The sequence below is a fragment of the Arthrobacter sp. SPT-J7 genome (genome assembly GCF_059089965.1).
The window spans coordinates 1-12,179 of record NZ_JBNHFF010000090.1 but is presented as its reverse complement, the minus strand read 5'-3'; the positions used below and the strand labels follow the sequence as shown (position 1 = coordinate 12,179).

Below are 12,179 nucleotides of genomic sequence, written 5' to 3'. Positions count from 1 at the left end.
GCGTATCCAAAGAAGCCCGTGGCAAGCGCCACGGGCTTCTTTGTATGTAAGGTACTTGGGGGACATCTGCGGAATGCGCACCACTGCGCATCCGCCAGGTGGAACGAACCACAGAATTTCGAGGAGATGAACGTCTATGTCTGGTGGCGATATTGCCGGCCTGATCGCTGCCGGAGTGTTTGCGCTCCTGGTGTTGCTGCTCGCCGTGCCCATTTTGAAGCTGGGCAAAGTCCTTGACGAGGTGCGCACCTCCATCAGGTCCCTCAGCGACGGAGCCACGCCGCTGATGGACGAGGTCACGGCCACTGTGTCCACCACCAACCAGCAGCTGAAAAAGGTGGATGGAATTTCCTCGAACGTCTCTGACGCGTCAGCGAACCTGTCGGCACTGTCCTCGCTGGTTGCCGCCACCGTTGGTTCCCCGCTCATCAAAGTGGCAGCGTTCAGCTACGGCGTCCGCACCGCCTTGGCCAACCGCAAAAAACCCGCCGCCGGCCGCCGCAGCCGCTGAACTCCGGAGAACCTGAAATGAAACGACTTGTCTGGATGGGAATCGGCGTGGCGATCGGAGTCATCGCGTTCCGCAAAGTCACCGAAGCGCAGGCCACCATGCAGTCCACGCTTGGGCCCCAGGGCCTCAACCGGGCTGTAGGCCGGCTGGCCGACGGGGTCTATGACTTCGCTGACGCCATCCGGGACGGAATGCGTGAACGGGAAACAGACCTCCGCGCCGCCCTCGGAGTGGAGTCCGGAGAACTGGTCCGCCGCTGACCCGGCAACCGGCCAAGCCGCAGCCCGGCCCCGGGCACGTCAGAACCAACCGGCAGCAACCGTGCCTACGGAACTGCCAAGCGAACGAACTTCCGCGCATGTGCGCGGACCAAGAAGGGTAAGTAAACAGCTCATGAAGTCGCAGGAGATCACTAAGCGCTGGCTGGACTTTTTTGTCAGCAAGGGCCACACCGCGGTTCCCTCCGCATCGCTGGTCTCCAGCGACCCCTCGCTGCTGTTCACAGTTGCCGGCATGGTTCCGTTCATTCCGTACCTCACCGCACGCGAAGAACCGCCCTACTCCCGCGCCACGAGCGTGCAGAAGTGCATCCGCACCGGTGACATTGAGGAAGTCGGCAAGACCGCACGGCACGGCACCTTCTTCCAGATGTGCGGAAACTTTTCCTTTGGCGATTACTTCAAGGAAGACGCCATCAAGTTTGCCTGGGAACTGCTGACCACAAGCGTGGACGACGGTGGCTACGGCCTCGCGCCCGAACTGCTGTGGGTGACGGTGTACGAAGAGGACGACGAAGCCAAGGAACTCTGGCTGAAGAACACCGGCGTTCCGGCCGAGCGCATCCAGAAAATGGGCAAGTCCGACAACTACTGGCACACTGGGCAGCCAGGTCCGGCCGGTCCGTGCTCGGAGATCTACTACGACCGCGGCCCCGCCTACGGCGTTGAGGGCGGCCCGCTGGCTGACGAGACACGGTACATCGAAATCTGGAACCTCGTGTTTATGCAGTACCAGATCGAGAACGTCCGTTCCAAGGAAGACTTTGATGTTGTGGGTGAGCTGCCCAAGCGCAATATCGATACCGGCCTTGGCATGGAGCGCCTGGCCATGATCCTGCAGGGCGTCGAGAACATGTACGAGACTGACCAGGTCCGTCCCGTCATCGACAAGGCCGCCGAGCTCTCGGGCAAGGAATACACGTCAGCCGAAACGCCGGATGATCCGCACCACACGGATGACGTGCGTATGCGGGTCGTGGGCGATCACATCCGCTCGGCACTGATGCTGATCTCCGACGGCGTGACCCCTTCCAACGAGGGCCGCGGCTACGTCCTGCGCCGGCTCATCCGCCGTGCGGTGCGTTCCATGCGCCTCCTGGGCGTGGAGCAGGCCTGCCTGCCGGAGCTGCTGCCGGCCTCGAGGGACGCCATGAAGGGCGTCTACCCGGTGGTGGACACCGATTTTGCCCGCATCAGCCGTATCGCCTACGCCGAAGAAAAGGCGTTCCTGCGCACCATTGCCTCAGGCACCGCCCGCCTTGAGGATGCCGTCAAGGAATCAAAGGCTGCCAACAAGCCTCTTTCCGGCGCCGATGCCTTCGCCCTGCACGACACCTATGGGTTCCCCATCGACCTCACGCTCGAAATGGCCGAGGAGGCCGGTCTCCAGGTGGATGAGGCAGCCTTCCGCAGCCTCATGCAGGAGCAGCGCAAGCGTGCCCAGGCAGACGCGAAGGGCAAGAAGGGCGGCCATGCCGACCTGAGCGCCTTCCAGGAGATTCTCGCCCAGGGCGAGACGGTCTTCACCGGTTACACCGAGCTCGACGGCGAATCACGCGTCCGCGGCATCCTCACCGGAGGACAGCCGGTACAGCAGGCTTCCACGGGTGACGAGATCGAGCTCGTGCTCTCCGAGACCCCGTTCTACGCGGAGGCGGGCGGGCAGGCCGCCGACACCGGCCTGATCACCGGCGACGGGTTCGTTGTCGAGGTCCTCGACGTCCAGCGCCCCCTCAAGGGCCTCAGCGTCCACAAGGCGATTGTCCGCGAAGGCGAAATCGGCGCAGACTCGCTGGTGCGTGCCGCCGTCGACCGTGAACGCCGCCACGCCGCCGAGCAGGCGCACACGGGCACGCACATCGTGCACGCGGCACTGCACCAGATCCTTGGGCCGGAAGCCACCCAGCGCGGATCGTACAACAAGGCCGGCTACCTGCGCTTCGACTTCGCCTGGGGCGAGGGCCTGAGCACCGCCACGCGTTCTGAGATCGAAGAGGTCTCCAACCTCGCCATTCGGAACAACTACGCCGTGGAAACCAAGGTGATGGGACTGGCCGAGGCCAAGGCCCTGGGCGCGATGGCCCTCTTTGGCGAGAACTATGGCAGCGAAGTGCGCGTTGTGGAAATCGCTGGCGCCTGGTCCCGTGAGCTCTGCGGCGGAACGCACGTGGCCAACACCTCGCTGATTGGCAGCCTTTCGCTCCTGGGCGAGCAGTCAGTCGGTTCGGGAAACCGGCGCGTCGAGGCCTTCGTGGGCATGGATGCGTTCCGCCACCTCGCGGCTGAGCGCGCCCTGGTGACGGAGCTGACCGATATGCTCAAGGTTCCCTCCGGCCAGCTGGCCGACAGGATCGCCGCAACCCTCGCCAAGCTGAAAGCTACGGAAAAGGAGCTCGACAGGCTCCGCAAGGAACAACTGGCTGCTTCCGCCGCCCAGCTCGTCAACAGCGCCAAGGATGCCTCCGGGGTCAGCGTGATTGCCCACGACGCCGGGCAGGTCAGCGGCGCGGACGACCTCCGCGGCCTGGCGCTGGACCTGCGGAACCGCTTGGGTTCAGCTGCCGCTACGGTAGCTGTTGCCGGCGTCGCGAACGAGCGCCCCATGATCCTGGTGGCCACGAACGAAGCCGCCCGGGAAGCCGGCGTCAAAGCGGGTGCCCTGGTGCGGCTCGCTGCAGGCATCCTCGGCGGCGGTGGCGGCGGCAAGGACGACGTAGCACAAGGCGGCGGGACGGACGCCGGCAAGGTGGCCCCTGCGCTGGCAGCGGTCGTGAACGCCATTTCAGGGCGATAAACCTCCCATGACCAATCCAACAGCGGCCGGGGGCAGCCCCCAGGGCATCAAACTGGGGGTCGATGTCGGCACGGTCCGGGTGGGTGTGGCCATCTGCGACCGCGACTCGATCCTGGCCACGCCGTACAAGACGCTGGACCGGAATGCGAAGAAAAACTCGGACGTCCGGGTCATTGCCAACTTGGTCGAGGAACTTGGCGCTGTGCAGGTCATCGTGGGCCTGCCCCGGACCATGAAGGGCGAGGAGCACGCGTCCGCCAGAATGGCTACCGAGTACGCGGAGCTGCTGGCCGCAGAGCTGGCAACCCGGTCCCTGGCTGTGCCGGTTAACCTGGTGGACGAGCGCCTGAGCAGCGTTACGGCCCACCGCAACCTGCATGAAGCTGGCATGAGCAGCCGGAATCACCGTAAAGTAGTTGATCAGGTCGCGGCGGCAGGTATCCTTCAGCACGCCCTCGACATGCAGAAAGCCAGGGGATCGGATGTCGGTCTACGCGTGGCCGTGCCCTCCCCTTCCGTGGACCCGGGGGTCGGTGGGGTGGATGAGTCCGTCCGCGCCATCCCGGAAACGGACCGATCTTCAGATGATGGAAGGCAACAGTGAGTCCTGCCAATAATGACGACGCTTCCGGCCCCTTGGATGCCGGGGCTGCGCGACCGCTGACCCGCAAGGAATTGCGGGCGCGCGAAAAGACCTCTGACACCGGACTCCAGGGTGCCGTGCCCGAGCAGGCCTACGAAACGGGACACGACGTTCCGCCACCGCCCTCCGAGCCACCGGCCGTTGCCGCGTCACCGGTTCCTTCGGCCCCCGAAGAACAGTCGGTTCCGGCCGCTCCGCAAACGCCACCGTCCATCCAAAACGGTCATGACGGGCCGCAGGCTTTGCACGACGATGTTTCCTACGACGCCGTCCCCGCTTCCTACCCTGAGCATGCCCTCGCTGGACACCAACACGCAGCGGAAGGCCACGAAGACGATGCCCACTATGCGGAGGCGCACCACTACCAGGAGGGCGTGCACCACGACGATGCCCTCCATCACGAGGGGCACTATGACCACGGGCATTACAACCATGCGCACCACGACGACGGGCAGCAAGGGTTCCTGCCCGTTGCCGCGGCGGCGCCGGTAGTGGCCAAGCCCTCGAAAAAGGTCCGGCGCCGTCGCAGGCTGTTGGCTCTGTTCCTAACGCTTGCAGTTTTCGTGACGGCCGTCGCCGTAGGGGCGCAGTTCCTTAAGCCGCTGCTGGGTAATGACAAGCCCAGCGACTACCCGGGCCCCGGTTCGGGCGAGGTGATGGTGACGGTCGAAAACGGGGAAGGCACGCGATCCGTGGCCACGAAGCTGGAGGGTGAGCGCGTCGTCGCGAATTCCGACACCTTCCTCCAGGCATTCAACGCATCCGGCGGTGTTCTTGCGCCGGGGGACTACACCTTCAAGACAGAGATGAAGAACTCCGATGCCGTCGACGTCCTGCTCGGCAAGGACCAGGAAAAGGTGATCTACTTCGCCCTGAGCGCCGGCCTGCGTATCGGTGAGTCGCTGCAGGCCATCTCGGAAGGTTCCGGCGTTTCCATCCAGGATCTGCAGGCCCTCAGCAACCAGCCGGCCCAGTTCGGCCTGCCTGAAACGGCCAAGAACCTCGAAGGGTACCTGGCCCCGGGCGAGCACCGTTACCCGCTTGGCACACCGGCAAAGGACATCCTCCAATCACTGGTCAAGATCACCGTTGACGAGCTGGAGTCGCAGGGGATCACCGATCCTGCCAAACAGTATGAGGCCGTCATCGTGGCCAGCATCGTGCAGGCGGAAGGCGGCCAGGCAGAATACGGGGACGTCGCCGGGGCCATCTACAACCGGCTCAAGCCCAATGACCAGACCAACGGTTTCCTGCAGGTGGATTCGGCTGTCACTTACGGTCTGGGAACCAAGAGCTATAACTTCACCGAAGAACAGCGCATGGACAAGTCGAACCCGTACAACACGTACGCCAATCCCGGCCTGCCACCGGGCCCCATCGGTTCCCCGGGAAAGACAGCCATTGATGCTGCCGCCAAGCCGAAGTCCAACGACTACCTTTACTGGGTGACCATCAACCTGGACACCAAGGAGACGAAGTTCTCCCGCACCCTGGCTGAACACAACGTCTACGTTGACCAATACAACGCCTGGTGCACGGCGAACGTCGGCCGCTGCACATGAGCCTGCGGGCAGCCGTCCTGGGCCACCCCATCAGCCACTCAAAGTCTCCGGCGCTGCATCATGCGGCATACAACCGGCTGGGCATCGGCATCAGCTACACGGCCATCGACGTCACTGAGCAATTGCTGCCGTCGCTGATGCGGCAGCTCCGGGACCAGCCGGGCTGGCGCGGGCTTTCGGTCACCATGCCTTTGAAGACTGCCATGGTCGGCGAGGTGGACGAGGTCCGCGGGGTGGCGCGGACCCTGGGCGTGGTGAACACCGTGTCCTTCGAGGAGCACGCGGGCGGTTCCCGCGCCATCGGGTACAACACTGACGTCACAGGAATCGTCAACGCGGTCCGGCACGCCGGCGCCCGCACGCCTGCCGCACCCGTCATCCTCGGCGGGGGCGGCACTGCGGCCGCCGCCATTGCAGCCCTGACAGAGCTGGGAGTCGGCTCCGCCCGGATATTCGTCCGTGATCCCTCACGCACGGCCGAAGTCCGGGCGGCAGCAGAAAGCCTTGGCCTTTCCCTGGAAATCCGGCCCCTGTCGGAAGCCGTGAAACCAATGGCCGCTGCCGACGTCGTTATTTCCACCCTGCCCCCGCGCGCTGCCGACGGGCTGGCAGCCGGCATCGCGGCACTCAAGACCTCCACACCCGGCGTTTTGCTGGACGTGGCCTACGATCCCTGGCCCAGCCTGATCGCCTCCGTGTGGGAAGCCGGCGGCGGGGCCGTGGTGCCGGGCCTTGAAATGCTGCTGTACCAGGCCGTGGAACAGGTACGCCTGTTCAGCCGGCTCGAAGAGGAAGTTAACGCATCCGTCATAGATGTGATGTGTGACGCAGTCGGCCTTCCCCGACGGGCGTTGTAACCGCCATACGTGGCAGGATGGAAAATATGTTGCGTTGGTTGACTGCCGGTGAATCCCATGGTCCGGCTCTGATGGGAATTATTGAAGGCGTCCCCGCCGGTGTGGAAATCACGAGCGGGCACATCGCTGATTCACTGGCACGCCGCCGCCTGGGCTACGGACGCGGCGCACGAATGAAGTTCGAACAGGACGTTGTAACCATCCTCGGCGGCGTCCGGCACGGTCGCACCCAGGGTGGCCCCGTCGCCATCCAGGTGGGCAATACGGAATGGCCCAAATGGGAGCAGATCATGTCTGCCGATCCCGTGGATGCCGAGCTGCTCGCCGACCAGGCCCGCAACGCGCCGCTGACCCGCCCCCGGCCCGGACATGCGGACTTCACCGGCATGCAGAAGTACGGCTTCGACGAGGCCCGGCCCGTCCTGGAACGCGCCAGCGCCCGTGAGACTGCCACCCGCGTGGCGATGGGTACGGTCGCCGCGCAGTTCCTGAAGCACCTCGGCATCGAACTTGTCAGCCACACCGTCTCCATCGCAACCGTTACCGTGCCCGAAGGCCGCCCGCTTCCCGTTCCCACGGATGTGCTGGCCCTGGACGCGGATCCGCTGCGCTGCTTCGACCGGGAAACGTCCGACGCGATGGTGGCCGAGGTGGATGCGGCGCACAAGGAAGGCGAAACCCTGGGTGGCGTCGTTGAAGTCCTCGCCTACGGACTTCCGCCGGGACTCGGCAGCTACGTGCACTGGGACCGCAGGCTCGATTCCCGTCTCGCGGCTGCGTTGATGGGCATCCAGGCGATCAAGGGTGTGGAGGTCGGCGACGGCTTCCTGACCGCCGCACGCCGCGGTTCTGCTGCCCACGACGAGATCGTCCGGGACGCCGACGGGCGCATTGTCCGCACCAGCAACCGTGCGGGCGGCATCGAAGGCGGTATGAGCATCGGCGACGTGCTGCGCGTCCGCGCCGCCATGAAGCCCATCGCTACAGTTCCCCGTGCACTGAGGACCATCGACGTCAGCACCGGAGAACCCGCGAAGGCCCACCACCAGCGCTCCGACGTCTGCGCCGTCCCGGCCGCCGGCGTGGTGGCAGAAGCCATGGTGGCACTGGTCCTTGCTGAAGCAGTCACCGAAAAGTTCGGCGGCGACTCCGTGGCGGAAACCGCACGCAACATCAAGGGTTACCTGGACAGCATTCCGGCGTCCCTGGACTCGATCGGCCAGTAAGTGCCCCACAGCAACAAAACCGCGTCCCTGGGCCGCCCGGTGGTCCTCATCGGGCCCATGGCCGTCGGTAAATCCGCTATTGGGCAGCAGCTTGCCCAGCAGCTTGGTGTACCTTTCGTGGACACCGACGCCGTCATCGTGGCAGCCCATGGCTCCATCTCCGATATATTCGCTGGACGCGGCGAGCACGCCTTCCGCGAGATAGAGGCACGGACAGTGGCCGACGTCGTGGAAGCGGCGGAAGGCACGGCCACCGTCATCTCCCTTGGCGGCGGCGCTGTTCTTGACTCCGGAACGCAGCAGCTGATCAGCCGCTGCACGGTGGTGTACCTCGAATGCGACGCCACGACGGTGGCCGGCCGCATCGCCCGCAATTCGGGGCGGCCATTGCTGGCGGGGGACGCGATGGGCCGATGGACGGCAATGTTCGCCACCCGTAAGCCGGTGTACGAGCGGCTGGCAGATATCACCCTGGACGTGCGCCACGGCTCGGTTTCCGAGCTGGGACGCCGACTGGAAGCAGCACTGCGGGACTACGCAGCTGCCAAACAGGAAGTTGAAAAGTGAGCGCGGAATCAACAGTTATTAAGGTCACCGGCGAATCCGCCAGTAACAACTACGACGTCGTGGTGGGGCGTGGACTCCTGGGGACCCTTCCCGGCCTGCTCGGTGAGCGCGTCCGGCGGGTCCTGGTGATCCACCCCCGGGCGCTGCGGCTGACCGGCGACACCGTCCGGGATGAGCTTGCGGAAGCAGGATTCACATCCCTGACGGCGGAGATTCCGGACGCTGAAGAAGGCAAGCACATCCAGGTGGCCGCGTTCTGCTGGCAGGTCCTCGGGCAGAACGACTTCACCCGCTCCGACGCGATTGTCGCCGTCGGGGGAGGCGCCGTCACCGACCTCGCCGGCTTCGTCGCCGCCACCTGGCTGCGCGGCATCAAGGTCATCCACATGCCCACCAGCCTGCTCGGCATGGTGGACGCTTCCGTAGGTGGGAAAACCGGCATCAACACCGCCGAGGGCAAGAACCTGGTGGGCGCCTTCCACCCCCCGGCGGCCGTGCTGGCCGACTTGGACACGCTGGACACCCTGCCAAAAAACGAGATCATTTCCGGAATGGCAGAGGTCATCAAGTGCGGCTTCATCGCCGACCCCGCCATCCTCGATCTCATAGAGAAGGACCCGGAGGCGGTAGTGGACCCGCAGTCGGCCGTCCTCCGTGAACTCATTGAGCGGGCAATCGCTGTCAAGGCAAAGGTTGTCTCCGAGGACCTCAAGGAATCGGGGCTGCGGGAAATCCTGAACTACGGGCACACGCTGGGCCACGCCATTGAGCTGGTGGAACGTTACTCCTGGCGCCACGGGGCCGCCGTCTCCGTGGGCATGATGTTCGCCGCCGAACTGGCCCGCAGTGTCGGCAGGCTCACCGACGCCGACGCCGACCGGCACCGCACCATCCTGGAGACACTGGGACTTCCCGTCACCTACCGCCGGGACAGGTGGCAGGGCCTGTTGGACGGGATGCGCCGGGACAAGAAGTCCCGCGGCGACCTGCTGCGCTTCGTTGTCCTGGACGGCATTGCCAAGCCGGGAATCCTTGACGTCCCGGACACCTCGTTGCTGTTCGCCGCCTACCAGGAGATTGCTTCCTGATGCTCGGCGACCTGGAGGGAACAGCAGACTGGCCGGAGGCCGGCTTCCCGGGTATCCGTATCAACCCTGAGTCACTGCTGCCGCAGATCGTGAACGAGGACGTGTGCCGGGAGGCGCTGGCAGTGTCCACCGACCCCGCGGACCATATCTTTGTCCTGCTGGTGGAAGGGCATGCGGCCGAGGCTGCCGAACTGCTGGCCGAGGCGCGTTTCAGGGACCCCGAGTCCTTCAGGCTCCGGGCGTTCGAGGCCGAAGTGCTGAGGGTTACGAATCGGCTGGACCGGGCGGTGGAGCTGTTCCGGCAGTTGTTGGCCGAGGTACAGGGGACACCCCGCGAGGCGCTGGTCCTGCAGTTCCTGGGCAAGACCCAGTACAGTGCGGGACAAATGTCGGCAGCGGTTGAATCCTTCGCCCGCGCGCTGGACCTGCGGGTGGCCGAGTCCGCGGATGCCGCCCTGATCTACTCGTCCACCGTGGCGCTGCAGCGTGCCCGGGACGTCCTGGACCTGGCCTGCTGACGCCGGCCGCGGCACTCGTCCGGAAGGCGCCCGCCGTTTTACCGGTAGAATGGTTCTTGAATTTTTTCGAAAACCCGATTTTTGACAAATACGCGCTGGCAAGCCGATTGGCAGGCCTGCCGGCATACAACGTCTGAGCACGCGACCAGACGAAGAAACCAGAGGAAACCAGTGGCAACCACTAACGACATCAAGAACGGAACGGTCCTGAAGCTTGAGGGCCAGCTCTGGAACATCATCGAATTCCAGCACGTCAAGCCGGGCAAGGGTGGCGCCTTCGTTCGTACCAAGATGCGCAACGTGATGTCCGGAAAGGTCGTGGACAAGACGTTCAACGCCGGGCTCAAGATCGAAACCGCCACCGTAGACCGCCGCGACTACCAGTACCTGTACCAGGATGGCGCAGATTTCGTGTTCATGGACACCTCCGACTACGACCAGATCACGGTCTCCGGCGCTACCGTGGGCGACGCCACCAACTTCATGCTCGAAAACCAGATGGTCAACATCGCCATCCACGAGGGCACCCCGCTGTACATCGAACTGCCGCCCAGTGTCGTCCTCGAGATCACCTACACCGAGCCCGGCCTGCAGGGCGACCGCTCCTCGGCCGGCACCAAGCCCGCCACCCTGGAAACCGGCTACGAGATCCAGGTTCCGCTGTTCATCGAAAACAACACCAAAGTCAAGGTGGATACCCGCGACGGCAGCTACCTCGGCCGGGTCACTGAGTAGTGAGCGCACGCGGTAAAGCCCGTAACAGGGCCCTTGATGTTCTTTTCGAGGCCGAGCAGCGCTCGGTTTCGGCCTTCGACGTGCTCCGTGCGCGGCGGGAGAAGACTGACCAGATCATCAACCCATACACCCTGGAAATCGTTGAGGGCGTGCTGTCTCAGCAGGCAGCCATCGATGAGTTCCTTGAAACATACTCGCAGGGCTGGAGCCTGGAGCGGATGCCGTCTGTTGACCGCATCATCCTCAGGATCGGTACCTGGGAGCTCCTGTACAACGATGACGTCCCGGACGGCGTGGCGGTAAGCGAAGCGGTTGCGCTGGCCAAGACGCTGTCGACCGACGAGTCGCCGCAGTTCATCAACGGCCTCCTGGGAAGGCTGCAGCAGCTGAAGCCTTCCCTGCTCGCCTAGCCGGCAGGAACGCAAAGGGCTGGCCTTTACGGAAGTGGAGGCCAGCTCTTTCCCGGTTAAGCTGCCAGGCAGCGGCTTATAGGTGGGGTGCAGCAGCGTTCATCGGGCGACGGCGGCCCGCAGGGCCAGGATTCGCTGCAGCTGCTGGCGCTCTTCCGCCTGATGCAGCTGGACGTCGCGGCCGCTGAGGATGCGCTGGCGGGTGTTGGCCAGCTGGGTGGCCGCTTTCAGGAATTCCTTCATCTGCCGCTTCCTGCCGTAGCTGCCGGCCCAGTTCAAGGCCGTACGGCGGCCGCCCAACGTGGCAAGGAGTTCCACCTCGGCAGGCGTGAACCAGCCCGCGGCGGAGTACTCCAGAAGGCGCTGGTGCGTCAGCCGCTTCTCCGCCACCCGGAGGAGGATGATGCCTGCCAGAGCAAGGAAGAAGATAGGAACCTGGACCAGGACGTAGTCCACCAGGAATCCCTGGCCCATGCTGTTCCAGCGGTTATGCAGGAACATGGCCGGCAACAGCCCCACGAAGAAGGCGGCGACCGAAGCGCCCGCGTGCCAGCGCCTCGCGGCGAAGCCCATGATGAGCCCGGTGGTTCCGGTGAAGATCGCGTGGGCAAAGGGGGACATAACACCGCGGAGGAAAAAGACCTGGGCGAAATTGCTGGCCGGGTCCGCGGACTCCGCGATGGCCCGGCCGAAATACAGGATGTTCTCGGTGAAGGCGAAGCCGCCGGCAATCGTGAAGGCGAAGACCACTCCGTCCACCGGTCCGTCGAAGTGCTTCCTCGCCAGCAGGAGCAGAAGCAGCAGCCCCAGGGACTTGGCGAACTCTTCCACGATGGGCGCCTGCACTGTTGCCATGTAGGTCTGCAGGTCCGCTCCGTCGGACAACTGGAACCCCAGCACAAAAAACGGCTGGATGAGCAGGGTGACCGCGATGGATACCGCAGCGCCCCAGGTGAAGGCGAAGTACAGGAGGCGCTTGGGCTCGGGTTC

The 12,179-nt window shown here is 64.6% G+C and carries 13 protein-coding genes; 12 read left to right on the top strand and 1 reads right to left on the bottom strand.

What is annotated here, in order from left to right:
- The first annotated feature begins 136 nt into the window (after positions 1–136).
- From AC5RWX_RS24480 to nusB, 12 genes are all read left to right on the top strand, one after another.
- Positions 137–511, top strand: a complete 375-nt coding sequence (locus AC5RWX_RS24480; RefSeq protein ID WP_050054932.1) for a DUF948 domain-containing protein — start codon at positions 137–139, stop codon at positions 509–511.
- A 17-nt stretch (positions 512–528) separates the two neighbouring features.
- Entirely contained in the window at positions 529–771 is a 243-nt protein-coding gene (locus tag AC5RWX_RS24475) for a hypothetical protein (protein ID WP_461171515.1), read from the top strand.
- A 133-nt stretch (positions 772–904) separates the two neighbouring features.
- Positions 905–3,583: an alanine--tRNA ligase gene (gene alaS, locus AC5RWX_RS24470; RefSeq protein WP_494098880.1), complete on the top strand. Its 2,679-nt coding sequence runs from the start codon at positions 905–907 to the stop codon at positions 3,581–3,583.
- Between the two features lie 7 nt (positions 3,584–3,590).
- Complete coding sequence (gene ruvX / locus AC5RWX_RS24465; RefSeq protein ID WP_494098879.1) at positions 3,591–4,187, top strand: Holliday junction resolvase RuvX; 597 nt, start codon at positions 3,591–3,593, stop codon at positions 4,185–4,187.
- Entirely contained in the window at positions 4,184–5,788 is a 1,605-nt protein-coding gene (mltG, locus tag AC5RWX_RS24460; protein ID WP_494098878.1) for an endolytic transglycosylase MltG, read from the top strand. The genes ruvX and mltG overlap by 4 nt, the downstream gene beginning before the upstream one ends.
- Complete coding sequence (locus AC5RWX_RS24455; RefSeq protein WP_494098882.1) at positions 5,785–6,645, top strand: shikimate dehydrogenase; 861 nt, start codon at positions 5,785–5,787, stop codon at positions 6,643–6,645. The genes mltG and AC5RWX_RS24455 overlap by 4 nt, the downstream gene beginning before the upstream one ends.
- A gap of 26 nt (positions 6,646–6,671) precedes the next feature.
- Entirely contained in the window at positions 6,672–7,871 is a 1,200-nt protein-coding gene (gene aroC, locus AC5RWX_RS24450) for a chorismate synthase (protein ID WP_494098877.1), read from the top strand.
- 57 nt (positions 7,872–7,928) lie between these two features.
- Positions 7,929–8,438 carry a shikimate kinase gene (locus tag AC5RWX_RS24445; protein ID WP_494098881.1) on the top strand — a complete coding sequence of 170 codons (510 nt, stop codon included), beginning with the start codon at positions 7,929–7,931 and terminating at the stop codon, positions 8,436–8,438.
- Complete coding sequence (aroB, locus tag AC5RWX_RS24440; RefSeq protein WP_494098876.1) at positions 8,435–9,526, top strand: 3-dehydroquinate synthase; 1,092 nt, start codon at positions 8,435–8,437, stop codon at positions 9,524–9,526. Before AC5RWX_RS24445 ends, aroB begins: the two co-directional genes overlap by 4 nt.
- Positions 9,526–10,044, top strand: coding sequence for a tetratricopeptide repeat protein (locus AC5RWX_RS24435; RefSeq protein ID WP_494098875.1), 519 nt, complete (start codon positions 9,526–9,528; stop codon positions 10,042–10,044). The genes aroB and AC5RWX_RS24435 overlap by 1 nt, the downstream gene beginning before the upstream one ends.
- Before the next feature lie 171 nt (positions 10,045–10,215).
- Complete coding sequence (gene efp / locus AC5RWX_RS24430) at positions 10,216–10,779, top strand: elongation factor P (RefSeq protein WP_050054941.1); 564 nt, start codon at positions 10,216–10,218, stop codon at positions 10,777–10,779.
- Positions 10,779–11,189: a transcription antitermination factor NusB gene (nusB, locus tag AC5RWX_RS24425; RefSeq protein WP_079596206.1), complete on the top strand. Its 411-nt coding sequence runs from the start codon at positions 10,779–10,781 to the stop codon at positions 11,187–11,189. Before efp ends, nusB begins: the two co-directional genes overlap by 1 nt.
- A 99-nt stretch (positions 11,190–11,288) precedes the next feature.
- On the opposite strand, the gene AC5RWX_RS24420 is transcribed toward nusB, so the two are convergent.
- The coding region (locus AC5RWX_RS24420) for a PrsW family intramembrane metalloprotease (protein WP_494098874.1) at positions 11,289–12,179 on the bottom strand (891 nt) is incomplete at its 5' end.

Excerpts from the sequence above, each read along its gene's own strand:
- AC5RWX_RS24435 (WP_494098875.1), top strand. The coding sequence starts at position 9,526 with ATGCTCGGCGACCTGGAGGGAACAGCAGACTGGCCGGAGGCCGGCTTC.
- AC5RWX_RS24455 (WP_494098882.1), top strand. The coding sequence starts at position 5,785 with ATGAGCCTGCGGGCAGCCGTCCTGGGCCACCCCATCAGCCACTCAAAG.
- ruvX (WP_494098879.1), top strand. The coding sequence starts at position 3,591 with ATGACCAATCCAACAGCGGCCGGGGGCAGCCCCCAGGGCATCAAACTG.
- aroC (WP_494098877.1), top strand. The coding sequence starts at position 6,672 with ATGTTGCGTTGGTTGACTGCCGGTGAATCCCATGGTCCGGCTCTGATG.
- alaS (WP_494098880.1), top strand. The coding sequence starts at position 905 with ATGAAGTCGCAGGAGATCACTAAGCGCTGGCTGGACTTTTTTGTCAGC.
- AC5RWX_RS24445 (WP_494098881.1), top strand. The coding sequence starts at position 7,929 with ATGGCCGTCGGTAAATCCGCTATTGGGCAGCAGCTTGCCCAGCAGCTT.
- AC5RWX_RS24475 (WP_461171515.1), top strand. The coding sequence starts at position 529 with ATGAAACGACTTGTCTGGATGGGAATCGGCGTGGCGATCGGAGTCATC.
- AC5RWX_RS24480 (WP_050054932.1), top strand. The coding sequence starts at position 137 with ATGTCTGGTGGCGATATTGCCGGCCTGATCGCTGCCGGAGTGTTTGCG.